The following is a 23,821-nucleotide window of genomic DNA, read 5'->3' on the forward strand; positions in this document are numbered from 1 at the left end:
TTCACTGCTCCTTGAATGCGCTTCCGACACGACCCAGCAGCGGTTTCATCAGGTAACTCATCAGGCTGCGTTCACCGGTCTTGATGGTCACGGTGGCCGGCATGCCTGCCCGGATATTGTTTGGCCCAAGCATCCGCATGCCCTCTTCGGTCACTTCCACCTGGGTCAAGTAATAGGGCTGTTTGCTGGCTTCGTCCACCAGACGGTCAGCGGCGACTGTCATTACCCGTCCTGGAATGTTCGGGGTCTGCGCGTGGTTGAAGGCCGGGAAGGTGATGTCCACCGCAAGCCCCGGCACCATCTTGTCGATGGCCTGCACCGGTACCTGGGCGTCCACCTGCAGGGGTTCCTTGTCCGGTATCACGTCCATGATCCGCGCACCGGGTTGAATGATGCCCCCCACGGTGGCGATGTCCAGGCCCAGGACGATGCCGTCGATGGGCGAACGGATAACCGTGTTTTCCACCTGGTAGTCCACCGAACGCAGGCGCTCGCCCAGGGAGGTGGCTTCCTTCTGCACGTCGGTCAGCTGGGATTCCACTTCCTTCTGGAAGTCCTGCTCGCGTTGGAGGATGCGCAGCTTGAGTTCGGCGATCTGGTTCCGGGTGCGACCGATGTCGGCAATGTTCTGCGCCATGGAGCCATTCAGCTCCGAAGCATTGCGTTCCAGTTCGAGCATGCGGTTGCGCGGGATGTAACCTTCGGCGGCCAGGCTGCGCACACCTTCCAGCTCCTGACCCAGCAGGCTCGACTGACTGGCACGGGTGGCCTGGACCTGGCGCAGGCCCTTGAGCTGCTCTTCGGCACCGTTGAGGTTCTCGTGGAGGATGCCGATCTCACCCAGCAGCGCCCTGCGCCGGGTCTGGAACAGCCGCTGCTGCAGAGCGATGGATTCCATCAGGCGTGGGTCGCCGGCGTAGCGCTCCAGCAGTTCCGGGGCGAAGGTCACGGTGTCGGCGCCATCGCGCTCAGCGACCAGGCGATCTTCCACGGTCTTGGCGACGATGTACTGGGAGCTCAGGGCGCCCTGCTCGGCGATCGCCTGGGTCGGGTCCAGGCGCACCAGTTCCTGGCCGGCGCGCACCTTGTCGCCTTCGCGCACGAGGATGGCGTCCACCTCGCCGCCGGTGAGGTGCTGTACCGTCTTGCGCGCATTGGTGACGTTGACCGTGGCGTTGGCCACGACGCCGGCGTCCAGCGGGGCCAGCACGGCCCACACCAGGAAGCCGCCGAATCCGGCCAGCACCATCCAGACACCCCAACGGGCCGGTCGACTGTCATCCATGTCCACCTGTGTCGGTTGTTCGACCGGTACCAGGGCCTTGCTTTCGCTTGCCGCTTGCATGATCGATTACTCCTTGGCGCGCATGGACGCGAGGTTTGGCGTGCCCACGGAGGGCATGACGCTGGCCTGGCGCAGTGCTGAGAAGACCTCGTCACGAGGACCGAACATCTGCATGCCGCCGTCGCGCAGCAGCAGGACCTTGTCCACCGTGCTGAGCACGCTGGGGCGATGGGAAATCAGGATCAGCGTCTTGCCGCGCTTCTTCAGGTCGAGGATGGCTTCAACCAGCGCTGCTTCGCCCACGTCGTCGAGGTTGGCGTTGGGCTCGTCGAGCACGATCATCGACGGATCGCCATAAATGGCCCGGGCCAGGGCGATGCGCTGCTTCTGTCCGCCGGAGAGCGGGCTGCCGTCGAGGCCAAGGGTCGTGTCGTAACCCTTGTCGAAGCGCAGGATCATCTCGTGTACCCCGGCACGCTTGGCCGCCAGGATCACCTCTTCGCTGTTCACCTCGCCGAAACGGGCGATGTTGTCGGCAATGGTGCCCTCGAACAATTCCACATCCTGAGGCAGGTAGCCGATCCAGGGACCAAGCTCTGCCTTGTTCCACTGGAAGATATCGGCACCGTCCAGGCGCACCGTCCCCGCTTGCGCCGGCCAGACACCAACCAGCAACCGGGCCAGGGTCGATTTGCCGGCGGCCGACGGGCCGATGATGCCGAGCGCTTCACCCGGAGCCAGGCCGAAATTGACCCCACGCAAGATGGTGGTGGTGCCGCCGGGCGCCGTGGACATGGCCTGTTCCACCGACAGCGCACCCATGGGTTTGGGCAGTGCCATGGCGTCCTTGCGGGCGGGGAAGTCCGCCAGCAGCTTGGACAGCCGCTCCCAGGAGGCGCGAGCGGAGAGCAACTGCTTCCATACGCCGATGGCCTGCTCCACCGGTGCCATGGCGCGACCGCTAAGCACCGAACTGGCGATCATCATCCCCGCGGTGATCTCGCCCTTGATCGCCAACAGCGCGCCGGCGCCCAGGATCAGCGACTGCAGGGTGATCCGCACGAAGCGGCTGGCACCGTTGATATAGGCGGCGCGGTCCGAGGCCAGAGTCTGCTTCTCCAGGATGCGCTGATGGCTGCTGTACCAGCGCTCGCGGATCGCCGGCAGCATGCCCATTGCCTCGATCACCTCGGTATTGCGCAGGTTGTTGTTGGCGAAGGAACCGGAGGCCATCGAGGCCTGGTTGGCTTCCATCAACGGGCCACGGGTGACCACCTCGGTGAGCAGCGCCAGGCCGAAGAGAATGACCGAGCCGACCAGGGTGACGATGCCCAGCAAGGGGTGCACGAGGAAGATCACCAGCAGGTAGATGGGCGTCCAGGGCGCGTCGAAGAAAGCGAACAGGCCATTGCCGGTAAGGAATTGGCGAACCTGGGACAGGTCCTGGAGAGCCTGGGCCGGATTGCCACCGGCGCGGCGCAGGTTGCGTTCGAAGGAGGCGTTGAAGATGCGCTTGTTCAGACTCATGTCCAGCCGGTTGCCAAGGCGGATGAGCACGGTAGAACGCACCACTTCCAGCAATGACATGAGCACGTAGAGCCCGAGCATCAGCACCGTCAGCATCACCAGGGTAGTGATGTTGCTGCTCGCAAGCACACGGTCGTAGACCTGCAGCATGTAGAGCGCCGGCGCCAGCATCATCAGGTTGATGACGCCGCTGAACCCGCCGATCACATAGAAAGTGTGGCGCAGGCGATTCAGGGCTTCGGACAGTTCTGTACGGGGCTGCGAGAAATTCTTCATCTCGGCGCTCCATTGAAGGAGTGATGGGTTCGGCCCTGGTGCGGCCGCCTTTTTATAATTCGAGCCCCTGGAGCGAAAACGGCGCTGCCCCCACAGAAGCCTACACACATCCTTAGCCAAGACTCTGACGCACCGCCAGCCTGGAACCCCTCCTGCCGGACGGTTGCGGGATTAACCCCGACCGACGACATGGGGCACTCTGGCGAGAGCGCTTCTCATCAAGGTCGAAAGCCTTGTTCTAGAGCGGCTTTACCCACTTTTGGGGAAAGTGCGGAGGGGCGAAGAAGACGCCAGGAAAGCGAAACTGGCGCCGGATAAATGACACAGAAGGGTAAAGGCGAGATTTCAGGCGCTTCTGACCCGCAGCGCCGGGCTGAAAGTCAGCATGTCCATCAGGCTGTTAACCAGGCTTTCCGCCTCGTCCGCCAGGGAATAGCCGTTGGGCACCAACAGCCAGTTGGTCTGGATGCCTTCGATATAGGCATGCACGCTGACGGCGGCACGGCGGCAGTCCAGGTCACTGGGCAACTGGCCTCGACTCACTGCGTTGCGCAGTGCCTTGGCGATCCGCTCGTCACACTCCGCGCTGAGGTCCTGCATCTGCTGGCGCAGGTCGCCCAGTTCCTCGGTGTATTCCACCTTGAAACGGAGGATCTCGTGGATGCGCCGGCTCTGCGGGTCCAGCTCCACGCGTTTGAGCAAGCGCACCAGCAACTGGTGCATGCGCCCCAGCGGGTCGGGTTCGTCTTCGCTCTCACTGGCGCGGGCGAGTTGCTCCAGGGGCGTGTGGATGCGTTCGAGCATGGCCTGGAACAGGTCGTTCTTGTTCTCGAAGTGCCAGTAGATGGCGCCTCGACTCACACCGGCAGCAGCAGCGATTTCCGCCAGCGAAGCGCGGGAAACACCCTTTTCGTGAAATACCCGCTCGGTGGCGTCGAGTATCTGCACGCGGGTTTCTTCGGCTTCTTCTTTGGTGCGTCTGGCCATTCGCCACTGGTACCTATCTGATTGCTAACAAAAGAAAAATCCTCTTACCGCAGTAATAAATTCTGACATCGGCAACAGAAGATTCAATTTACAAACATTCACGCATGTAAGTATATTCATACACCTTCGCAAGAATCCAGAACCTGCCCTGCGCCTAGCTTTCCTTCCGAAAGCTGAACCCCAGAAAAAATGAGGTCCCTTCAGATGCCCATGAAGCCAGCCTTTGCCGCCTTGGTTTCCGCCATCGCACTGGCCACGCTCGCCCTGACCGGCTGCCAGGAAGCCTCGGCTCCCCCGCCCGCCCAGACGCCCAAGGTCGGCGTCGTCACCCTACAGCCCCAGAGCTTCACCCTGACCACCGAACTCCCCGGCCGCACCAGCGCCTACCGCATCGCCGAAGTGCGTCCGCAGGTCGACGGCATCATCCAGAAGCGCCTGTTCACCGAAGGCAGCGAGGTCAAGGCCGGGCAGCAGCTCTATCAGATCGACCCGTCCGTCTACTCCGCCACCTTCAAGAGTGCCCAGGCGAGCCTCGCCTCGGCACAGTCCCTGGCGGATCGTTACAAGGACCTGGTCAGCGACCAGGCCGTGAGCAAGCAGGCCTACGACGAGTCCCAGGCCGCTCGCCTGCAGGCCGAGGCTGCGCTGGAGAAGGCGAAGATCGACTTGCGCTACACCAAGGTGCTGGCCCCCATTTCCGGACGTGTCGGCCGCTCGGCGGTCACTGAAGGCGCGTTGGTGAGCAATGGCCAGACCCTGGCCATGGCCACCATCCAGCAGCTCGACCCGATCTACGTCGACGTGACCCAGTCCACCAAGGACCTGCTGCGCCTGCGCCGGGAAATGGCCGAAGGCCAACTGGAGAAGGCCGGTGCCAGCGGCGCCAAGGTGTCCCTGCTGCTCGAAGACGGCAGCGAGTACCCGCACAAGGGCAGCCTGGAGTTCTCCGAAGTCTCGGTGGACGAAGGTACCGGCTCGGTGACCCTGCGCGCAGTCTTCCCCAACCCGGAGCACAACCTGTTGCCTGGCATGTTCGTCCACGCCCGCCTCGGCTCGGCGGTGAAGCAGGAAGCCATCCTCGCGCCGCAGCAAGGCGTGACCCGCGACCTCAAGGGACAGGCCACTGCCATGGTGGTGAACGCCGAGAACAAGGTCGAACTGCGCCACCTCAAGGCCGAACGCACTGTCGGTGACCGCTGGCTGGTCAGCGATGGACTCAACCCCGGCGATCGCCTGATCACCGAAGGCCTGCAGTTCGTGCGCCCGGGCGTCGAAGTGAATGCTGCGCCGGCGACCAACGTGGCTGCCCAGCAACCCGCGGGTGACAACCTGGCCAAGAGCCACTGAGGAGCCCATAGATGTCGAGATTCTTCATCGATCGCCCGATCTTCGCCTGGGTGATCGCGCTGGTGATCATGCTCGCCGGCGGCCTGTCCATCCTCAAGTTGCCGATCAACCAGTACCCCAGCATCGCCGCGCCTGCGGTCGGTATCCAGGTCAGCTACCCCGGTGCCTCGGCGCAGACGGTGCAGGACACCGTGGTGCAGATCATCGAGCAGCAGCTCAATGGCATCGACGGCCTGCGCTACATCTCCTCGGAGAGCAACTCCGACGGCAGCATGACCATCACCGCCACCTTCGAGCAGGGCACCAACCCTGACATCGCCCAGGTGCAGGTGCAGAACAAGCTCCAGCTGGCCACCCCGCTGCTTCCGCAGGAAGTGCAGCAGCAGGGCATCCGCGTGACCAAGGCGGTGAAGAACTTCCTGCTGGTCATCGGCGTCGTGTCCGAAGACGGCAGCATGGACAAGAACGACCTGGCCAACTACATCGTCTCCAACATCCAGGACCCGATTTCGCGGACCAAGGGCGTGGGTGACTTCCAGGTGTTCGGCGCCCAGTACGCCATGCGCATCTGGCTGGACCCGGCACGACTGAACAACTACCAGCTGACGCCGGTGGATGTGAAGACCGCCATCCAGGCGCAGAACGTACAGATCTCCTCCGGCCAGCTCGGCGGCCTGCCCGCCTCCCCCGGGACCCAGCTGAACGCCACCATCATCGGCAAGACCCGCCTGCAGACTCCCGAGCAGTTCGGCAACATCCTGCTGAAGGTGAACCGCGACGGCTCCCAGGTGCGCCTGCAGGACGTGGCGAAGATCGAACTGGGCGGCGAGAACTACAGCATCAGTGCCCAGTTCAACGGCAAACCGGCCTCCGGCATGGCCATCAAGCTGGCTACAGGCGCCAACGCCCTGGATACCGCCAAGGCTATCCGCGCCACCATCAAGGAGCTGGAACCCTTCTTCCCCGCCGGGATGAAAGTGGTCTTCCCCTATGACACCACCCCGGTGGTTTCCGCCTCCATCGAGGGCGTTATCCACACCTTGGGCGAAGCCATCGTCCTGGTGTTCCTGGTGATGTTCCTGTTCCTGCAGAACTTCCGCGCCACCATCATCCCGACCCTCGCGGTGCCGGTGGTGCTGCTCGGCACCTTCGGTGTGCTGGCGATGTTCGGTTTCACCATCAACACCCTGACCATGTTCGCCATGGTGCTCGCCATCGGCCTGCTGGTGGATGACGCCATCGTGGTGGTGGAAAACGTCGAGCGGGTGATGGCCGAGGAAGGCCTGTCGCCGCTGGAAGCCACGCGCAAATCCATGGGCCAGATCCAGGGTGCGCTGGTGGGTATTGCCCTGGTGCTCTCGGCGGTGTTCCTGCCGATGGCCTTCTTCGGTGGCTCCACGGGCGTGATCTACCGACAGTTCTCCATCACCATCGTCTCGGCCATGGCCCTGTCGGTGCTGGTCGCACTGATCTTCACCCCGGCCCTGTGCGCCACCCTGCTCAAGCCCATCGCCAAGGGCCACCATGAGAAGCGCGGCTTCTTCGGCTGGTTCAACCGCAGCTTCGACCGCAGTGTGCAGAGCTACGAGCGCGGCGTGCGTGGCGTGCTCAAGCGCAAGGCGCCCTACCTGATGCTCTACGTGGTGATCCTGGTCGCCATGGGCTGGCTGTTCACCCGCATCCCTACCGCCTTCCTCCCCGAGGAAGACCAGGGCGTGCTCTTCGCCCAGGTGCAGACGCCGTCCGGCGCCAGCGCCGAGCGTACCCAGGTGGTCGTGGACCAGATGCGCGAATACCTGCTGGAGAACGAGAAGGACACCGTGAAGTCCGTGTTCACCGTCACCGGTTTCAACTTCGCCGGTCGCGGCCAGAGCTCGGGCATGGCCTTCATCATGCTCAAGCCGTGGGAAGAGCGAACTTCGGAAGGCCAGAGCGTGTTCGACCTGGCCCAACGTGCGCAGCAACACTTCTTCAGCTTCCGCGATGCGATGGTCTTCGCCTTCGCCCCGCCGGCAGTGATGGAGCTTGGCAACGCCACCGGCTTCAACCTGTTCCTGCAGGACCGCGCCGGCGTCGGCCATGAGGCGCTCAACGCGGCCCGTGACCAGTTCCTCGAACTGGCGGCGAAGGACCCGGTACTCAACCGCGTGCGCGCCAACGGCCTGCGCGACGAGCCCCAGTACCAGCTGCTGATCGACGACGAAAAGGCCCGTGCCCACGGGATTTCCCTGTCCGACATCAACAACACCGTATCCATCGCCTGGGGTGCCAGCTACGTAAACGACTTCATCGACCGTGGTCGGGTGAAGAAGGTCTACCTGCAGGGCGAACCCGAAGCACGGATGAATCCGGAAGACCTGAACAAGTGGTTCGTGCGCAACGATCAGGGCCAGATGGTGCCGTTCAGCGCCTTCGCCAGTGGTGAATGGACCTACGGCGCGCCCAAGCTGGCCCGCTACAACGGCGTGCCGGCGGTGGAAATCCTCGGCGAGGCCGCTCCGGGCCACAGCTCGGGTGAAGCCATGGCCGCCGTGGAAGAGATCGCCAAGCAGCTGCCGGCGGGTGTCGGCTACTCCTGGACCGGTCTCTCCTACGAGGAACGCCTGTCCGGCTCCCAGGCCCCGGCCCTCTACGCGTTGTCGTTGCTGGTGGTGTTCCTTTGCCTGGCGGCGCTCTACGAGAGCTGGTCGATTCCGTTCTCGGTGATGCTCGTAGTGCCGCTGGGTGTGATCGGTGCACTGATGTTCACCAGCATGCGTGGCCTGTCCAACGACGTGTTCTTCCAGGTGGGCCTGCTCACCACCATCGGTCTCTCGGCGAAGAACGCGATCCTCATCGTCGAGTTCGCCAAGGAGCTGCACGAACAGGGCAAGAGCCTGTTCGACGCCGCCGTGGAAGCCTGCCGCATGCGCCTGCGCCCGATCATCATGACCTCGCTGGCGTTCATCCTCGGCGTGGTGCCCCTGGCCATCTCCAACGGTGCCGGCTCCGGCAGCCAGCACGCCATTGGTACCGGCGTGATCGGCGGCATGCTCACCGCGACCGTCCTGGCCATTTTCTGGGTGCCGTTGTTCTACGTGCTGGTCTGCTCGCTGTTCAAGGACAAGGCGAGCAAGGCTGCGATCAAGAAGGAGGCCCTGCAGTGAGGCGTTCCCTGATTTCCCTGGCCATCGCCGCGACCCTGCTCGGTGGCTGCTCCATGATCCCCGACTACCAGCGCCCGGAGGCGCCGGTAGAGAACGCCTGGCCCGAGGGCGAGGCGTACAGCCAGGGCGAGGCCCAGGTGAGCACCGCCGCGGCCGATCTGGACTGGAACGAGTTCTTCCAGGACCCTGCACTGCGCCAACTGGTGCAGCTCGCCCTGGACAACAACCGCGACCTGCGCACCGCCGCGCTGAACGTCGAGGCCTATCGTGCGCTCTACCGCATCCAGCGTTCCGAGCTGTTCCCGAGCATCTCGGCTGACGGCGGCGGCACCCGCCAGCGCCTGCCCGGCTCTCTGAGCCAGAGCGGTGAGGCCACCACCAGCGGCCAGTACAGCGCCACCCTCGGCACCAATGCCTGGGAGCTGGACTTCTTCGGCCGCCTGCGCAGCCTCAACGAACAGGCGCTGGAACAGTACTTCGCCACCGAACAGGCCCGCCGCAGCACCCAGATCAGCCTGGTGGCCTCGGTGGCTACCGCCTACCTCGACTGGCAAGCCGACCAGGCCCTGCTGCAACTGACCCGGGACACCCTGAAGACCTACGAGAAAAGCTACGCCCTCACCAAGCGCAGCTTCGACGTGGGCGTTGCCGATGCCCTCGCGCTGAGCCAGGCCCGCACCGCCGTGGAAAGCACCCAGGTCAGCCTGGCGCAGTACACCCGCCTGGTGGCCCAGGACCGCAACGCACTGACCCAACTGGTGGGTACCGGCATTCCGGCGGACCTGCCCAAGGGCCTCGCGCTGGACGCCGACCTGCTGGCCGAAGTACCGCCGGGATTGCCGTCCGACCTGCTGCAACGCCGTCCGGACGTGGTCCAGGCCGAGCACCTGCTCAAATCGGCCAACGCCAACATCGGTGCGGCACGCGCGGCGTTCTTCCCCAGCGTCAGCCTGACCGCCAACGCCGGCACCATGAGCAACGAGTTGTCCGGCCTGTTCGATGCCGGCTCGGGCAGCTGGCTGTTCCAGCCGAGCATCAGCCTGCCGATCTTCACCGCCGGTCGACTCAAGGCGAATCTCGATTACACCGAGCTGCAGAAGGACATCCAGGTGGCGCAGTACGAGAAGGCCATCCAGGTCGCCTTCCAGGAAGTCGCCGACGGTCTCGCCGCACGTACCACCTACCACCAGCAACTGGACTCCCAGCGCGCCCTGGTGAAGACCACCGAGGAGTACTACCGCCTCGCCGAACGCCGCTACCGCACTGGCGTAGACAGCTACCTGACCCTGCTGGATGCACAGCGTCAGCTGTTCAACGCCCGTCAGCAACTGATCGGCGACCGCCTCAACCAGCTGGCCAGCGAAGTGAACCTCTACAAGGCCCTTGGCGGCGGCTGGAAAGAGCATGGGGAACATTCCCCGAACGCTTGATCCGCGACTCCCCAATCCTCACGGACGAGGAATCCACGCGGCGCCCCTGTCCTTCTTGGCGGGGGCGTATTTTTTTGGCTCTCTCGCCGTTAAGTGTTGCCAGAAAGTCCTGAGCCAAGCTGCTTACCGAGTGCTGCAGAAGTTTCTGGTTTCGCCTCCCGGCGCGTCTCTTTTGGCAGTCGTCGGAATGCCGCTCCACCCAAAAGATGCCAAAAGGGCTCCCTCCTGACGTTTCCGCCAGGGGTCAGGCCAGTGTGTGCCTCCGGATGGCTTGTACTCACCGGCTCGAGTCACCCCTCGCCCGCCTGCGGGAGAGGCGCCGGGGGCAAGGTTCAAAAACGGGCATAAACTCCGGAAATCCCCATGCCAATCAAAGCCTTGCAAAAGCCCACCGGTCCATTTTCCAACCACCTATCCGGGTTTCTCCGCGCGTTGTAATAAAAGGCGATGCTGTCCGTCCAACACGTGGGGGACGAGTTGGAAACAAGAGGACACGACGATGAAATCGACATTCAGCACAACGACCCTCAGCGGCCTGCTTCTGGCCCTGGCGGTGACAACGGGACCGGTTACGGTCCTCGCGGAGAATGGAAGCGACCGCCTGGACGACTACCGGATACGCAACCAGCAACTCCTGCAAATGAGGGAGGATTCCAGCGAGAGTTTCACCAGAATGGTCCAGGAAGAACCCACCGCGTCCGGCCCGAGTTACCAGGACGACGGCATGCGCTCCAGCGGACGGCAGATGCCCAAATACCAGTCGCTGATTCATCAGCAACGAGTCGAGTTCGGTAAATAACCGGACTCACCGCCCGTCGGATGCGCGCACGCCCTGCGCCCCCGACGGGCAGAAGGACATCCCGCTTTCCGACAACCGGCACTGGGCGCCAGATCCCGTTCCAGAGCTGTCCTTCCCGCTTCACGCTCCCGCAGCACGTGCCGTGCATCCCCTGCCGCTTGCGGCACCGACCGCACTGATCCTAGTGTTCCCACATCCCTGAACCGGCGGAGGATGTTCCCTATGCCGGTGATTCGTTCAACGGATTGATCCACCGCAGAACCCGGCTCCGGCCGCTTTCCCCTGGAGAGTCAAACCGTTGCAGAAGCCCGCTCCTCGCCGCTTCGGCGTACCCCTGTCCTGGCAATTACTCACGCTCGCCGTTTTCAGCGGCGCCCTGCTGTTGGGTGCTGGCGACGCCAGGGCCGCCTGGAGTGTCGACCCGGTGCTGCGCAAGGCGGAAAAACGCTTCGGCCGCAGCGGTCCGGCCAAGGACCGCCTGCACGCCTGGCGCGACCTGCTGGAAACCGGCCACCGCCTGACCGAGCGACAGCAGCTTGAAGCCGTCAACCGGCAGATCAATCGCCAGGTGCGCTTCACCGACGACAGCGCTCTCTGGCAGCGTCGCGACTACTGGGCCACGCCCGTGGAAACCCTGGCCAAAGGCGCCGGGGACTGCGAGGACTTCGCCCTGGCCAAGTACTTCACCCTGCTGCAGCTGGGCGTTGACCCAAGCAAGCTGCGCATCACTTATGCGCGAGCCCTGGAGCTGAACCAGGCGCACATGGTGGTGACCTACTACGAAACCCCGGATGCCGAGCCGCTGGTGCTGGACAACCTGGTGGACGACATCCTCACCTCCTCCCGACGCAAGGACCTGGCCCTGCGCTACGCCTTTGATGCCGACGGGCTCTATGCGATGAAGGGCGGCGCACTCAGACGCGTCGGCAACACCGCCGAACTTCCCTTCTGGCAGGGCCTGTTGGCAAGGATGGAGCGGGACGGTTTCGCGCTGTAGACAGCGCGTCTCCGAAGTCGCCGCCGCGCATCGTTGGCGGAACGTCGCACGATGCCCATCCCGCGATTCGCATGCACGCCAAGCTACCGCGCCGCGCCAGGAAAGCTGCCAAGGAAGACATCAGCGAACTGCTGCAACGTCCCGGCTGGCAGACGGTTGATGCCAGCGGCGCGCTTGCGCCCCCCTCCACCATCGAAGCCCCGGCAGAAGGCATCCGCTTCCAGGCTGGCTCCGGCGGGTACTCGCAGGCTGAATGTCCAATCCCCGTCGGCCCGCGCGCTCAACAGGCCAAGTGCGCGCTGCGGGTCCCGCGATGCCAGCTGGTTAGCCAGCACCCCGCTTACCCGTCGCGCCCAGGGTTCCTCCGGCAAGCGGTAAAGCGTCGCGCCATTCCCGGCATACCAGGGGTCGAGTCGGGCAGCCGCCGCCATATCAACCGCGTAGCCGTCACGCAAGCGGGCGAAGCTGGCGCCGAGCCGAATGAAGTCCAGTGGGTCTTCATAGGGCGCCAGCTCCGCCGCCAGCATCAGCGGATCGAAATGCAGGTCGTCCAGACTGTCGCCATAAGCGTTGTAGTTCAGCAGCAAACCCAGCTCTTCCAGTGCGCTGATTTCCGCCGGTTCCAGGCCGTGGAGCCCGGCCAGGGCCCTGGCCGGTCCACTCATGCCGTCACCGAAAGCCGCCACCACCGCCCAGCGATGGAAGCGCCCCGCGAGGAAGCGATTCACCAGCAGGCCAGTACAGACGTCGGTCGCCGTGTCGATGAAAGACTCGAACGCCGGGTGCGCGGGCAGCTCACCGGCGAAGTGGTGGTCGAAGTAGCGGATGCGCGCACCAGCACCGAGCAGGCGCAGGACATCCGCGCGATTCTGCTCATGGGAGATGTCCAGCACCGTGACCCGCCCACCCGGACTGGGCGGCACCCGGTCGAGCAGGCGGATGTCACGTTTCACACCACTGACCAGGCGCACATCCGCATCCAGTTCACCCGCCAGGCGCAACTGCTGCAGGGCGCAGAGCCCGTCGGCGTCGCCGTTGAAGGCACAGTGATCGAGCATCTTCCTCTCCCCGTGCTCAGCGCATCAGCTCGCCGCCGTTGGAATCCAGCTGCGCGCCATTGATGGCGCTGGCGTAGTCGGAGACAAGGAACAGGGCCGCGCGGGCGCACTCCTCGTCGCCCGGCATGCGCCCGCCGGGAATACCCGCACTGAACTCCGCTCGCACCTGTTCTTCGCTGACACCACGCGCTGCTGCGGCCGTGCGCACATGGGCCTGCACCGGCTCACCCCACATCCAGCCACAGGCCAGGCCATTCACCCTCAGGCCGTGCCCAGCCAGCTCGGAGGCCAGATAACGCACCGCCACCGCCAGGCTGCCCTTGGAAATCGCATAGGCGCCGCCGCCTGCGTAGGGCTTGAATACGCCCAGAGTGCTGACCATGACGATGGCACCGGTTCCTTGCGCCTTCATGTGCGGTAGCACCGCCCGAGTCAGGTGCAGCGAGCCGAACAGGTTCACATCCAGGGCTTCCTGGAGCAGTTGGTCGGTACAGCCTTCCAGGGACTCGAAACCACCATGGGCATAAGCGCTATTGACCAGGGCATCGATGCGTCCGAAGCGCTCCACCGTTGCCTCGGCGAATCTGCGACAGGCGTCGGGATCAATCACGTCGGTGCACATCCACAGCACCTGGCAATCGGTACCCAAAGCGCGGATGCGTTGCTCCGCCTCGCGCAGGCGCGCTTCATTGCGGGCGCAGATCGCCACGGCGCGAGCACCTTCACGCGCCGATTCGAGCGCGAGCTTGATGCCCATTCCCGGGCCGATCCCGGAGATCATTACAACCTTGTCGTTCAGCAGCATGTTCGTGTCCTTTTGTTGTTATCGATCTGCTTTTTTCGTAGGAGCGAGCTTGCTCGCGAATTCGGAGGCTGCTTCGCGAGCAAGCTCGCTCCTACACACAAGAACCGGCACCGGCCTGTTCAGGCGAGGTGGCGGGCGCGGTAGTCGCCGTAGTCGCGTTGCAGGCGCGCCTCATCGAGGCCGAAAGTCGCCGGGTCGTACTGGTGCGCCGCACGTTGTTCGCGACCATTGCGCGAGAGCCAGTCCACCATCGCAGCGCGCACCACAGGCGTCAGCTCCAGGCCTGCGAATCGATAGATGCGTTCGGCCACGCCCAGCGGGTCGGCCACCGTGTCTTCGAAGTGCAGGTCGAAGAACGCACTGGCAGGGTGGTTTTCGCGCACCGTCATGCTGTGGCGCAGAGCTCGGGCCATGCGGCTGTTCCACTGCTCGCCGACCTCGGCCGGGTCAGCCTGGTCGCTGTATATCTGCCAAAGGGTGTGGATGAAGCTCGCCAGCGATGGAACGGTCTTGCCCGGGTCCCTGTGGGTGAGGATCACCTGCGCTCGCGGGAAGACTTTCAACAGGATTTCAAGGGTGTGCAGGTGCTGTGGGCTCTTCAGCAGCCAGCGGCGCCCCGGTGCTATACCGCGGCGCGCCTGCTGCCATTGCAGGAACTGCAGCATCTTCTTCAAGTACGCGTAGACCTGAGTCTGGTCCTGGCGGTCGAGCCAGGCTGTGTAGGCCGGCACATTGACGTAGGAATCCATTGCGCAGAGGAATGAATGCTCCATGAGCATGAACTCTTCATCCGGCTGCTCGGCGTCCAGCGGATGGATCGCCAGGATCTGCGGCACGAACTCGATCATCGCGGCGACCTCGGCGCGGGCCCGCTCGATTCGCACTCGCGGCTGCTCCAGGGTTTCGCCGCCCAGCGGTGCCGGGTAGCGGGTCTCCCACCACTGCGCCTTGCTGAACTGGGGGTCCACCGACAGCAGGCGCTGCAACAGCGTGGTGCCAGTGCGCGGCAGGCCGACGATCACCAGCGGGTCGTCGATGGGTTGCTGGAGGATCTCTGGATAGCGCTTGCAGTGATCCTCGATCACCAGTCGATTCGCCAGCTGCGCCACCAGCTTTTCCCGAAGCAACGCCTTGCCTTGCGCCGACAGCCGGGCCTCGTTGTGCAAGGCATCCTCCAGCACCTGGAGCGCCTCGCGGTAGTTACCCGGGCCGAAGTCATCGAGCCCCCCGGCACGACTGCTGGCTTCGGCCAGCAGGCTGTCCAGGGAGAAATCGTCACCTGCGGGAATGAGGCTGGTCATTGCAACTCCTTGAGGTGGTCGAGCTTGACCACCCGCGTGGTGGGATGGACGGGCTGGCTGGCGCCGACCCAGCGCATGCAGAACGTACCCTCTGCGTGGCCGGCGGTTTCCAGCCAGTTGGGCAGGCCGGGGTCGCGGTGGCTCAGCACCATGCGCAGCCCGTCGCGTGCGTCGGCTTGCGCGGAATGCTTGTTCAGGCAGATGCGGTGGTGGCGGTAGTCGAGGGACTCCATCCAGTAGTTGTTGATCTGCAGATTCCAGAAGTCGCAGTCCGGCAAGCGGTCGACCTCGATCAGCAGGGCCTCGTCATCCGCCAATGACCAGTAGCCGTGGTAGTAGAAGATGTTCGGGTCGCCGCCCACCGCCTGGCACAGTTTCTGGTCCGCCGGCGGCAGCTGGTTGGCATGGGTCTGGTAACCCTGGGCCCAGTCGGCGAACAGGCGCGCGGTGTTCTCGACGAAGCTGGCGACGCGTCCCAGGCTCTGCTGCAAACGCTCGGCGCCCAGCGGTTCAGGCTTCTGCTGGCTGTCCAGACGCTCGATGCGCAGCTGCGCAAGCTGCTCGCTGGCACGGTCGAGGAAAGTCTGACGAACGATCAGTGCATTGCTCTCGGGCTCCAGGCGCAACCAGTTGCCTCCTTGCGCGGGTTCCTGGCCGAGGATGATCTCGAAGCTGCCGTCGGCCTCGAGTTGCAGCTGGCTGGCATCGATGAAGCCCGTCTGGATCATCTTGCCGTCGCTTTCGTAGCCGCCCTTCTGGGTACCGAAGCTGAGGTAGGAAACGCTGCCCCGGTTGCCGCTGACCCGGTACTGACGCTCACCATTGAGGCGCGCGTACTGGTAGAGGTTGTCCGGGTTGTCGGCGCCGATCTTGGCCGTCTCGTGGGAGGGCGAGAAGAAGCCGGGAAAGTCCGGGTCGGCGAACTCAAGATGCATCTCCAGGGCGATGCGCAACAGGCGGGTCAGGTAACGAAAGCCCTCCGCGCGGGTCTGTGCGTCAGCCGGCGCCTCGGCCCGCAGAACCTGCTCGCCGGCACGCCTGAGCTGATCGCAGAAGTCGTTCCAGACCTGTCCGCTCACTACCTGCTGTTCGATTCCATCTGTGGCCATCTCGCTCTCCTCTGGTCCGGCGGCACACCCGCCACGGGACAAACCTTAGGGAGAGCGGAATCGAGGATTCTTCGTCTGGGCGGACTAATAACGTAGGAGCCCGCTTGCTGGCGAATGCGGGTTGGTTTCGCGAGCAAGCTCGCTCCTGCAGTTCAGCACCAGCTAGTCCACCCGGACGAGGAACTGGAGACAGCGGGCGCGGAGCATCGGCCAGATCGGCGCCGCACGGTGCGGTGCCTGTATTCCGAGGAGTCCCCGATGCCTGATGAAAAGAACCTGGTGAGATCGCTGACCGTGGACATCGCCGCCCCCGCCGAACTGGTCTGGTCGGTCCTGGTAGATCTTGACCGCTACCCCGAATGGAACCCCTTCACCGTGAAAGTGGAGTCCAGCCTGCTGCTCGGCGAGCCAGTGAACCTGTACCTGCCCGACCCCGCACGCCCCGGCGAGCTACTGCGCGTGATCGAGCAGCTCGCCAGCTTCGAACCGCCGCGCCTGCTGGCCTGGGAGATGCACGCCAGCGCGAGCAATCCCGATGCCGCGCGCCGCGAGCAGGTGATCGAGGCCACCGGAAAGGAGAGCTGCCGCTACCACACCACCGACCTGTTCCTCGGCCCGACCGCCGACCAGGTGATGGCGCTGCACGGTCCCTGGGTCAAGCAGGGCTTCGATGCGGTGGCCCTGGCGGTCAAGGCGCGCGCCGAATCGCTGTTCGCAACGGAGCGCTGAAACTTCGTCCGCTCAGACGAAGAACCCCCGGCGACGCATTCCCTACCGTGGAAAAAAGCCGGCTCGCACCATGTGGAGCCGGCGCCACCCAAGGAGGCAAGCGATGCTGACTCACCTGCAACGCCTGGAAGCCGAAAGCGTCCAGATCATTCGCGAAGTGGTCGCCGAGTGTGAAAACCCGGTGATGCTCTACTCCATCGGCAAGGACAGCGCAGTCATGCTGCACCTGGCGATGAAGGCCTTCGCACCGGGCAAACCGCCCTTTCCCCTGCTGCACGTGGACACCACGTGGAAGTTCCGCGAAATGATCGCCTTCCGCGACCAGACCGCACGGAACCTGGGCCTGGAGCTGCTGGTGCACATCAACCCGGAGGGCCAGGAACGAGGGATCAACCCCTTCACCCACGGCTCGGCACTGCACACCGATGTCTGGAAGACCCAGGGGCTGAAGCAGGCGCTGGACCTGCATGGATTCGACGCGGCCTTCGGTGGTGCCAGGCGTGACGAGGAAAAGTCGCGGGCCAAGGAGCGCGTGTTCTCGATCCGCTCCGAGCAGCACCGCTGGGACCCGAAGCAGCAGCGTCCCGAACTCTGGCGCCTGTACAACACCCGCAAACGCAAGGGCGAAAGCCTGCGGGTGTTCCCGTTGTCCAACTGGACCGAGCTGGATATCTGGCAATACATCTACCTCGAAGGTATTCCCATCGTGCCGCTCTACTTCGCCCAGGAGCGCCCAGTGGTGCGCCGCGACGGCACCCTGATCATGGTCGATGATGAGCGCCTGCCGCTTCTCCCCGGCGAATCCCCCGAGCTGCGCAAGGTGCGCTTCCGCACCCTCGGCTGCTACCCATTGACCGGCGCCATCGACAGCGAGGCCGACAACCTGCCGGCGATCATCCAGGAAATGCTGGTGAGCCGTACCTCCGAGCGCCAGGGTCGCCTGATCGACAGCGACTCGGCCGGCTCCATGGAGAAGAAAAAACAAGAGGGGTATTTCTGATGAACGCCAAAATCGAGCTCGACCAGTACCTTGAGCAGCAACAACACAAGGACCTGCTGCGCTTCATCACCTGCGGCAGCGTCGACGATGGCAAGAGCACCTTGATCGGCCGGCTGCTGTACGAAACCAAGGTGCTCTTCGAAGACCAGCTCGGCCAACTGGAGGTGGACTCGAAAAAGCTCGGCACCCAAGGCGGCGAGCTGGACTTCGCCCTGCTGGTGGACGGTCTGGCCGCTGAGCGCGAGCAAGGCATCACCATCGACGTGGCCTATCGCTTCTTCGCCACCGACAAACGCAAGTTCATCGTCGCAGACACCCCCGGCCATGAGCAGTACACCCGCAACATGGTCACCGGCGCGTCTACCGCCGACCTGGCAGTGATCCTCATCGACGCCCGCCAGGGCCTGCTGCAGCAGACCCGCCGGCACAGCTACCTGGTGTCTCTACTGGGCATTCGCCAGGTCCTGGTGGCGGTGAACAAGATGGACCTGATGGCTTATTCGGAGGACGTCTTCGCCCGCATCGAGGCCGACTACCGCGCCTTCGCCGCACAACTCGGCTTGACCGATATCCAGTGCATCCCGATGTCGGCTCTCAAGGGGGATAACCTCCTGGAGACCAGTACCAACATGCCCTGGTACCAAGGGCCGACCCTACTCCAGCACCTGGAGAACGCCCCCCTTGAAGCAGCCCGCCCCGGTGCCGACTTCCGTCTGCCGGTGCAATGGGTGAACCGGCCGAACCTCGACTTTCGCGGATTCGCCGGCAACGTCGCGGCGGGAGCCATCCGCGTTGGCGAGCGCGTCCGCGTCCTGCCCTCCGGCCAGCAGAGCCGCGTTGCCGGTATCCTCGGCATGGCCGGCGCACAAGAGGAAGCTAGTTGCGGCCAGGCCGTGACCCTGACCCTGGAAGACGAGATCGACATCAGCCGTGGCGACCTGATCGTCCGCGCCGATGCGCCGTCCGCCGTGGCTGACCAGTTCGAAGCCACCCTGGTCTGGATGGGTGAGGAGGCCATGCTGCCCGGCCGTCCCTACCTGATGAAGATCGGCTGCCGCACGCTCGGCATGAGCTGCGCCACCCTCAAGCACAAGGTCAACGTCAACAACCTCGAGCAACTCGCGGCCAGGACCCTGGAACTCAACGAGATCGGGGTGTGCAACCTGAGCCTGGACCAGTCGATCGCCTTCGATCCCTATGTGGAGAACCGCGATACCGGGGGGTTCATCATCATCGACCGGCTGAATAACCAGACCGTTGGCGCCGGCATGCTGCACTTCGCCCTGCGCCGCGCACAGAACGTGCACTGGCAAGCTGTCGACGTGAATGGCCCGGCCCGTGCCGCACTGAAGGGGCAGACGCCACGTATCCTGTGGTTCACGGGCCTTTCCGGGGCAGGTAAATCCACCATTGCCAACCTGGTGGAGCGCAGGCTCCATGCACTGGGTCGGCACACCTACCTGCTGGACGGCGACAACGTGCGTCACGGCCTGAATCGCGACCTTGGCTTCAGCGAAGCCGACCGTGTGGAGAACATCCGCAGGGTGGGCGAAGTGGCGCGGCTGATGCTGGACGCGGGACTGTTCACACTGGTTTCGTTCATCTCGCCCTTCCGCGCCGAACGCGAACTGGCACGTGGTCTTGCAGGCGAAGGAGCGTTCCTGGAGATCTTCATCGACGCATCGCTGGAGCTGGCCGAGAGCCGGGACCCCAAAGGCCTTTACCAGAAGGCCCGGCGCGGCGAGCTGAAGAACTTCACCGGCATCGACTCGCCCTACGAGCCACCACTGGCGCCGGACATCCGCATCGACACGGCAAGCGAATCAGCGGAAGCGGCCGCCGAGCGCATCGTCGAGTACCTACTGTCGCTCTAAGCTCGCGCGCTTGATGGGCCTTGGCCTGTAGGAGCGAGGGGGACGCCGAGTTCTTGCTTGCGAATGTCCTGTGCTCGGATGTTCGCGAGCAAAGCTCGCTCCTACATTTCCCAGCCAACCGAATCGATCCTCGCCGCCACTAGGCCGAACGGACGATTTGTCCACAGCCCGTGCCGCCAATACTCAGCCGATCCAGCCCGACAACCACAACAAGCGAGGCGAGGATGGACGATCTTCGATATGCCCATGAGCTTGCGGGCATCAGTGCCCCAGAACTCAGCGAGCTACTGGCGCTGAACTACCGCGGCCCGCTGGAACCCACGCCTTGGGCCAGCCTGCTGGACGCGCTGCGCCGACGCTTAGACGCCAGCTACCTGACCCTGGTCCTGCGCAATCCCGCCCATGAGCGGCCGGGGTTGATCGTCAACGCCTCGATCCACGGGCCGCACCTGCCCGGCGAGCCCTCCTACAGCGAGCATTACTACGCCATCTGCCCCTTCCTGGACTGGCCCGCGGACCAGGTGGTCAGCGCCGATCAGGTGCTGGGGACCGGACACTGGCTGGCTCACGACTTCTACCAGGGCTACCTGCACCCGCTCGACCTGCGCTACGTGCTCGTGGCCAATATGCAGACGGCGGCTGGCATGCACTGCGCCCTGTTCGCCTGCCGGGGGCATGCTGGACGGGATTTCGACACCGCGGAAAAGGCCCTGGTGCGTCTGCTGCTGCCACACCTGCAACAGGCCGTGGACCTCCACTCGACGGTCGACCAACTGGACTCCGAACGCCGCCTCTATGCCGCCACTATCGACCGTCTGCTGGTGGGCACCGCCATCCTCGACCAGACCGGCAAGGTGATGCGCAGCAACCAGGCCGCCCAGCGCCTGTTCGCCGCCCAGGATGGCCTCGAGTGCAATCAGGACAAGCTGCGGGCCTTCGCCGGACAGGACAACCGCAATCTGCAGCGGACCATCCAGAGCATGCTGCAGCACCACCAGCACGGCCGGGATGACTGCATCGAGGTATTGACCCTGGCGCGCCCTACGGGTGAGGTTCCGCTCAACCTGCTGTTACGGCCCATTGCCCTGAACTACGAAGGCCAGGGCAACGCCCGACGGCCGGCCGTGGCCGTGTTCATCCGCAATCCGGGCGACTCCCCGCAGGCTTCGCGCTGCCTGCTGCGCAGCCTGTTCCAACTGACACGCACGGAAAGCGAAGTGGCGATGCTGATGATGGATGGCCTGACTCTCGACGAAAGCGCCGAGCGGCTTGGCGTATCGCGCAACACCGTGCGCGCGCACCTGCGCGGCGTGTTCGCCAAGACCGGCGCCACGCGCCAGGCGCAACTGGTGAAGACCTTGCTGAACAGCGTGGCTTCGCTGGCTTGAAAGAGGCGGTAATCCCCTCGCGCCTGGATCCCGACACGGTCTTGTGTAGGAGCGAGGGGGACACCGAGTTCTTGCTCGCGAAAGATCGCGCTCGGGCGGTTCGCGAGCAAGCTCGCTTCCTGCAACTTCCCCCCGGAGTCCCTATGAGGCCAAATTTCGCAGCGCGTCCTTGGTCACCTTGCCCGCCGCATTCAACGGCATCGCCTCCACCACCTGGGCGCGGCGCGGGACCTTGTAGTTGGCCATCTGCTCGCGGCACCAGATGAGGAAGTCTCCGGTATCCAGCGCCTGGCCAGTAGCCGGCAACAGGAAGGCCATGGCCACTTCCCCCAGACGCTCGTCGGGAATGCCAATCACCGCCGCCTGGGCCACCCCCGGATAGCGCAGGATCACCTGCTCGATTTCCGCCGGGTACACGTTGAAGCCACCGGTGATGAACATGTCCTTGATGCGGTCGGTGATGCGCAGGTAGCCGTGCTCGTCGAGTACACCGACATCACCCGTGTGCAGCCAGCCGTCGGCATCTATGGCTTCGGCCGTCGCCTCGGGGTTGTTGAAGTAGCCCTGCATCAGGTTGTAGCCGCGCACCAGCAGCTCACCGGGCTCGCCCGGCGCGACCGGATTGCCGGCAGCGTCCACGCAGCGCACTTCCACGTCCGGGAACGCGCGGCCTGAGGTGGTGGCCACCCGTTCGGCGGAATCGCCCGGACGGCAGATGGTGACAAAGCCACAGGCCTCGGTCAGGCCGTAGGCGGTGACGATGGTCTCGAAGCCCAGTTCGCTGCGCATGCGCCGGACCATTTCCACAGGCACCGAGGCTGCGCCGGTCACCGCCACCCGCAGGCTGGAAAGATCGAAGCGCTCGCGCTCGGGGAAGGCCAGGATCGACTGATAGAGCGTGGGTGGACCGGGCAACACGTTCACCCGTTCGCGAGCGACGCGCTCCAGCATTACCGGCACGTCGAACACCTGTTGCGGCAGGATGCAGCAACCCCGCATCAGCGCCGCCAGCCAGCCGGCCTTGTAGCCGAAGCTGTGGAAGAACGGGTTGACGATCAGGTAGCGATCACCCGGACGTAGTCCGACCATCGCACTCCAGTCACGCACGATGCGCAGGTTCTGGCCGTGGGCGGTCATCACCCCCTTGGGCTTGCCGGTGGTGCCTGAGGTGAACAGCAGGTCCGACAGGCTCTGCGGCTGCACCTGGTTTTCGCGCACCGCCAGCTCTGCCGGTGAAACCTCGGCGGCCAAAGCGAGAAACTCGTCCCAGCCCAGGCAACCCGGTGCCTCGCCACGCAGGCAGATGCGCGTACGCAGCGCCGGGAGAGACTCGTCGTCCAGCAGCGCCGGATAGCGGGTACCGAGGAACTCGCCAACCACCAGCAACAGGCTGGCGCCGCTCTCACGCAGGATGAAACCCGCCTCGCTGCCCTTCATCCGCGTATTCAGCGGTACCAGCACCGCGCCCACGCTCTGCAGGGCAATAGCCGCGACGATCCATTCGTGGATGTTCGGCGCCCAGATCGCCACGCGCTCGCCGGCCTGCACCTCCAGCGCCAGCAAGGCGCGGGCGGCCTGGCGACGCAGTTGGTCGAGCTGGTGATAACTGAGGCGGGTGCCATCGTCCTCGATGGCCATGGACTCGCCGTAGCGGCTCGCGGCGGCGGCCAGCAGTTCAGGGATGGTCAGGGCGCTTTCCAGGTCGGTCATGGGCTTTTCTCGGGGCGAGACGGGGCAGCGGCCGGGAGAACCCGGCCGTGGTCAAGGCAATGAAGTCAGGCTTGTGGCGGGGCGAAGCGACGTCCGGCGGAGAAGCCGCCGTCCACCGCGATCATCTGGCCGCTGACGAAGGAGGCGTCGTCAGACGCGAGGAACAGCGCCACGCTGGCCACTTCGTCCGGCTGGCCGGCACGGCAGAGCATGTGCTGCGAGGCGAAGTAGGCATGGAATTCCTTCTGCTCTTTCACCATCTGGGTCATGGGTGTATCGATCAGCCCCGGGCACAATCCGTTGACGCGGATGTTCGCGTGGCCGTAGTCGATGGCCATGGAGCGCGTCAGCTGGGTGATACCGCCCTTGGCGGTGTTGTACGCAGCGTTGCCGTCGCAGCCCTGCAGACCGAAGATCGAGCCGAAATTGATGATCGAGCCACTGCGCTGGGCAAGCATCTGCGGCAATGCGTAGCGGCTGGTGAGCATGGAGCCGGTCAGGTGGATATCCAGGACGCGGCGCCATTCCTCGGTCGTGGTCTCGGTGATGCTGCCACGGCTGGCGATGCCGGCGGCATTGACCAGGGCGTCGATGCGCCCGAAGCGTTTCGCCACCTCATCCATTACCGCTTGCACCCGTGCTTCGTCGCGCACATCGAGGCTCATGAACACCGGCGCCGGGCTTAGCCCTTCCAGGCTTGCGGCGACATCCGCGCGGGGCTCGCCCACATCCAGTCCGACTACCTGTGCGCCTTCGGCGGCGAAACGACGAACACAGGCCAGACCGATACCTGATGCAGCTCCGGTGATGACCGCAACCTTGCTAGACAGACGTGCCATGGGAAACCTCGTTGCTTGTTCTTGGAATGGGGCTTTCGGCGGAGTCTACCGCTGGTACGGGCAGGAGTGATCGTCCGTTGGGACTACGCCTCGTTCCCTTGAGGGGGCACCGCACCTGCAGGAGCGAGCTTGCTCGGGAACCTCCTGGATCCGGTCTTTCGCGAGCAAGCTCGCTCCTACACTCAGCCCGTGCCGTACAAATAAAAAACCCGGC

Annotated in this window: 18 protein-coding genes; 9 read left to right on the plus strand and 9 right to left on the minus strand. The window is 64.5% G+C overall.

All coding sequences use genetic code 11. From position 1 onward, the window contains the following. Position 1: 1 nt before the first annotated feature. The 3 genes from SA496_RS19085 to SA496_RS19095 form a co-directional block, all read right to left on the minus strand. Positions 2 to 1,345 (minus strand): HlyD family type I secretion periplasmic adaptor subunit, encoded by a 1,344-nt coding sequence (locus SA496_RS19085; protein WP_330114307.1) that lies wholly within the window; start codon positions 1,343 to 1,345, stop codon positions 2 to 4. Between the two features lie 6 nt (positions 1,346 to 1,351). Further along, positions 1,352 to 3,088, minus strand: a complete 1,737-nt coding sequence (locus tag SA496_RS19090; RefSeq protein ID WP_120655033.1) for a type I secretion system permease/ATPase — start codon at positions 3,086 to 3,088, stop codon at positions 1,352 to 1,354. Positions 3,089 to 3,433: 345 nt separating this feature from the next. After that, a complete protein-coding gene (locus tag SA496_RS19095) occupies positions 3,434 to 4,075 on the minus strand; it encodes a TetR family transcriptional regulator (RefSeq protein ID WP_153920966.1) in 642 nt (213 codons plus the stop codon). Between the two features lie 204 nt (positions 4,076 to 4,279). Between SA496_RS19095 and SA496_RS19100 the strand changes: the two genes are divergently transcribed. From SA496_RS19100 to SA496_RS19120, 5 genes are all read left to right on the plus strand, one after another. After that, entirely contained in the window at positions 4,280 to 5,422 is a 1,143-nt protein-coding gene (locus SA496_RS19100) for an efflux RND transporter periplasmic adaptor subunit (RefSeq protein ID WP_120655031.1), read from the plus strand. Between the two features lie 11 nt (positions 5,423 to 5,433). Beyond that, the gene (locus SA496_RS19105; protein ID WP_153920965.1) at positions 5,434 to 8,568 is read left to right on the plus strand and encodes an efflux RND transporter permease subunit; all 3,135 of its coding nucleotides are present in this window, start codon (positions 5,434 to 5,436) and stop codon (positions 8,566 to 8,568) included. Continuing rightward, on the plus strand, positions 8,565 to 9,998 hold the full coding sequence (locus SA496_RS19110; RefSeq protein ID WP_330114308.1) for an AdeC/AdeK/OprM family multidrug efflux complex outer membrane factor: 1,434 nt from the start codon (positions 8,565 to 8,567) through the stop codon (positions 9,996 to 9,998). Before SA496_RS19105 ends, SA496_RS19110 begins: the two co-directional genes overlap by 4 nt. Before the next feature lie 499 nt (positions 9,999 to 10,497). Beyond that, a complete protein-coding gene (locus tag SA496_RS19115) occupies positions 10,498 to 10,797 on the plus strand; it encodes a hypothetical protein (protein ID WP_120655028.1) in 300 nt (99 codons plus the stop codon). A gap of 298 nt (positions 10,798 to 11,095) precedes the next feature. Beyond that, positions 11,096 to 11,794 (plus strand): transglutaminase-like cysteine peptidase, encoded by a 699-nt coding sequence (locus SA496_RS19120; protein ID WP_330114309.1) that lies wholly within the window; start codon positions 11,096 to 11,098, stop codon positions 11,792 to 11,794. A gap of 83 nt (positions 11,795 to 11,877) precedes the next feature. Here SA496_RS19120 and SA496_RS19125 read toward each other — a convergent pair whose 3' ends face one another. The 4 genes from SA496_RS19125 to SA496_RS19140 form a co-directional block, all read right to left on the minus strand. Continuing rightward, positions 11,878 to 12,852, minus strand: coding sequence for an acetyltransferase (locus SA496_RS19125; RefSeq protein ID WP_120655026.1), 975 nt, complete (start codon positions 12,850 to 12,852; stop codon positions 11,878 to 11,880). 16 nt (positions 12,853 to 12,868) lie between these two features. Then, the gene (locus SA496_RS19130; protein ID WP_120655025.1) at positions 12,869 to 13,657 is read right to left on the minus strand and encodes an SDR family oxidoreductase; all 789 of its coding nucleotides are present in this window, start codon (positions 13,655 to 13,657) and stop codon (positions 12,869 to 12,871) included. A gap of 119 nt (positions 13,658 to 13,776) precedes the next feature. Next, entirely contained in the window at positions 13,777 to 14,958 is a 1,182-nt protein-coding gene (locus SA496_RS19135) for a sulfotransferase family protein (protein WP_330114310.1), read from the minus strand. After that, a complete protein-coding gene (locus SA496_RS19140) occupies positions 14,955 to 16,067 on the minus strand; it encodes a DUF1214 domain-containing protein (protein ID WP_330114311.1) in 1,113 nt (370 codons plus the stop codon). Before SA496_RS19140 ends, SA496_RS19135 begins: the two co-directional genes overlap by 4 nt. A 258-nt stretch (positions 16,068 to 16,325) precedes the next feature. Between SA496_RS19140 and SA496_RS19145 the strand changes: the two genes are divergently transcribed. The 4 genes from SA496_RS19145 (at position 16,326) to SA496_RS19160 (ending at position 21,058) form a co-directional block, all read left to right on the plus strand. After that, complete coding sequence (locus tag SA496_RS19145; RefSeq protein ID WP_120655022.1) at positions 16,326 to 16,796, plus strand: SRPBCC domain-containing protein; 471 nt, start codon at positions 16,326 to 16,328, stop codon at positions 16,794 to 16,796. A 70-nt stretch (positions 16,797 to 16,866) separates the two neighbouring features. Continuing rightward, positions 16,867 to 17,796: a sulfate adenylyltransferase subunit CysD gene (gene cysD, locus SA496_RS19150; protein ID WP_330114312.1), complete on the plus strand. Its 930-nt coding sequence runs from the start codon at positions 16,867 to 16,869 to the stop codon at positions 17,794 to 17,796. Continuing rightward, positions 17,796 to 19,670, plus strand: coding sequence for a sulfate adenylyltransferase subunit CysN (gene cysN, locus SA496_RS19155; RefSeq protein ID WP_330114313.1), 1,875 nt, complete (start codon positions 17,796 to 17,798; stop codon positions 19,668 to 19,670). Before cysD ends, cysN begins: the two co-directional genes overlap by 1 nt. 224 nt (positions 19,671 to 19,894) lie before the next feature. Beyond that, entirely contained in the window at positions 19,895 to 21,058 is a 1,164-nt protein-coding gene (locus tag SA496_RS19160; protein WP_330114314.1) for a helix-turn-helix transcriptional regulator, read from the plus strand. Between the two features lie 141 nt (positions 21,059 to 21,199). Here SA496_RS19160 and SA496_RS19165 read toward each other — a convergent pair whose 3' ends face one another. Continuing rightward, positions 21,200 to 22,768, minus strand: coding sequence for a FadD3 family acyl-CoA ligase (locus tag SA496_RS19165; protein ID WP_330114315.1), 1,569 nt, complete (start codon positions 22,766 to 22,768; stop codon positions 21,200 to 21,202). Between the two features lie 65 nt (positions 22,769 to 22,833). Beyond that, positions 22,834 to 23,607: an SDR family NAD(P)-dependent oxidoreductase gene (locus tag SA496_RS19170; RefSeq protein ID WP_120655017.1), complete on the minus strand. Its 774-nt coding sequence runs from the start codon at positions 23,605 to 23,607 to the stop codon at positions 22,834 to 22,836. Positions 23,608 to 23,821: the final 214 nt, after the last annotated feature.

The organism is Pseudomonas sp. JS3066, assembly GCF_036328175.1.
In the GTDB taxonomy this organism is placed as follows: Bacteria; Pseudomonadota; Gammaproteobacteria; order Pseudomonadales; family Pseudomonadaceae; genus Metapseudomonas.

Coding starts and splice junctions, on each gene's coding strand:
- cysN (WP_330114313.1), top strand. CDS start 17,796: ATGAACGCCAAAATCGAGCTCGACCAGTACCTTGAGCAGCAACAACAC.
- SA496_RS19090 (WP_120655033.1), bottom strand. CDS start 3,088: ATGAAGAATTTCTCGCAGCCCCGTACAGAACTGTCCGAAGCCCTGAAT.
- SA496_RS19170 (WP_120655017.1), bottom strand. CDS start 23,607: ATGGCACGTCTGTCTAGCAAGGTTGCGGTCATCACCGGAGCTGCATCA.
- SA496_RS19165 (WP_330114315.1), bottom strand. CDS start 22,768: ATGACCGACCTGGAAAGCGCCCTGACCATCCCTGAACTGCTGGCCGCC.
- SA496_RS19115 (WP_120655028.1), top strand. CDS start 10,498: ATGAAATCGACATTCAGCACAACGACCCTCAGCGGCCTGCTTCTGGCC.
- SA496_RS19100 (WP_120655031.1), top strand. CDS start 4,280: ATGCCCATGAAGCCAGCCTTTGCCGCCTTGGTTTCCGCCATCGCACTG.
- SA496_RS19095 (WP_153920966.1), bottom strand. CDS start 4,075: ATGGCCAGACGCACCAAAGAAGAAGCCGAAGAAACCCGCGTGCAGATA.
- SA496_RS19125 (WP_120655026.1), bottom strand. CDS start 12,852: ATGCTCGATCACTGTGCCTTCAACGGCGACGCCGACGGGCTCTGCGCC.
- SA496_RS19105 (WP_153920965.1), top strand. CDS start 5,434: ATGTCGAGATTCTTCATCGATCGCCCGATCTTCGCCTGGGTGATCGCG.
- SA496_RS19135 (WP_330114310.1), bottom strand. CDS start 14,958: ATGACCAGCCTCATTCCCGCAGGTGACGATTTCTCCCTGGACAGCCTG.
- SA496_RS19160 (WP_330114314.1), top strand. CDS start 19,895: ATGGACGATCTTCGATATGCCCATGAGCTTGCGGGCATCAGTGCCCCA.
- SA496_RS19130 (WP_120655025.1), bottom strand. CDS start 13,657: ATGCTGCTGAACGACAAGGTTGTAATGATCTCCGGGATCGGCCCGGGA.
- cysD (WP_330114312.1), top strand. CDS start 16,867: ATGTGGAGCCGGCGCCACCCAAGGAGGCAAGCGATGCTGACTCACCTG.
- SA496_RS19145 (WP_120655022.1), top strand. CDS start 16,326: ATGCCTGATGAAAAGAACCTGGTGAGATCGCTGACCGTGGACATCGCC.
- SA496_RS19140 (WP_330114311.1), bottom strand. CDS start 16,067: ATGGCCACAGATGGAATCGAACAGCAGGTAGTGAGCGGACAGGTCTGG.
- SA496_RS19085 (WP_330114307.1), bottom strand. CDS start 1,345: ATGCAAGCGGCAAGCGAAAGCAAGGCCCTGGTACCGGTCGAACAACCG.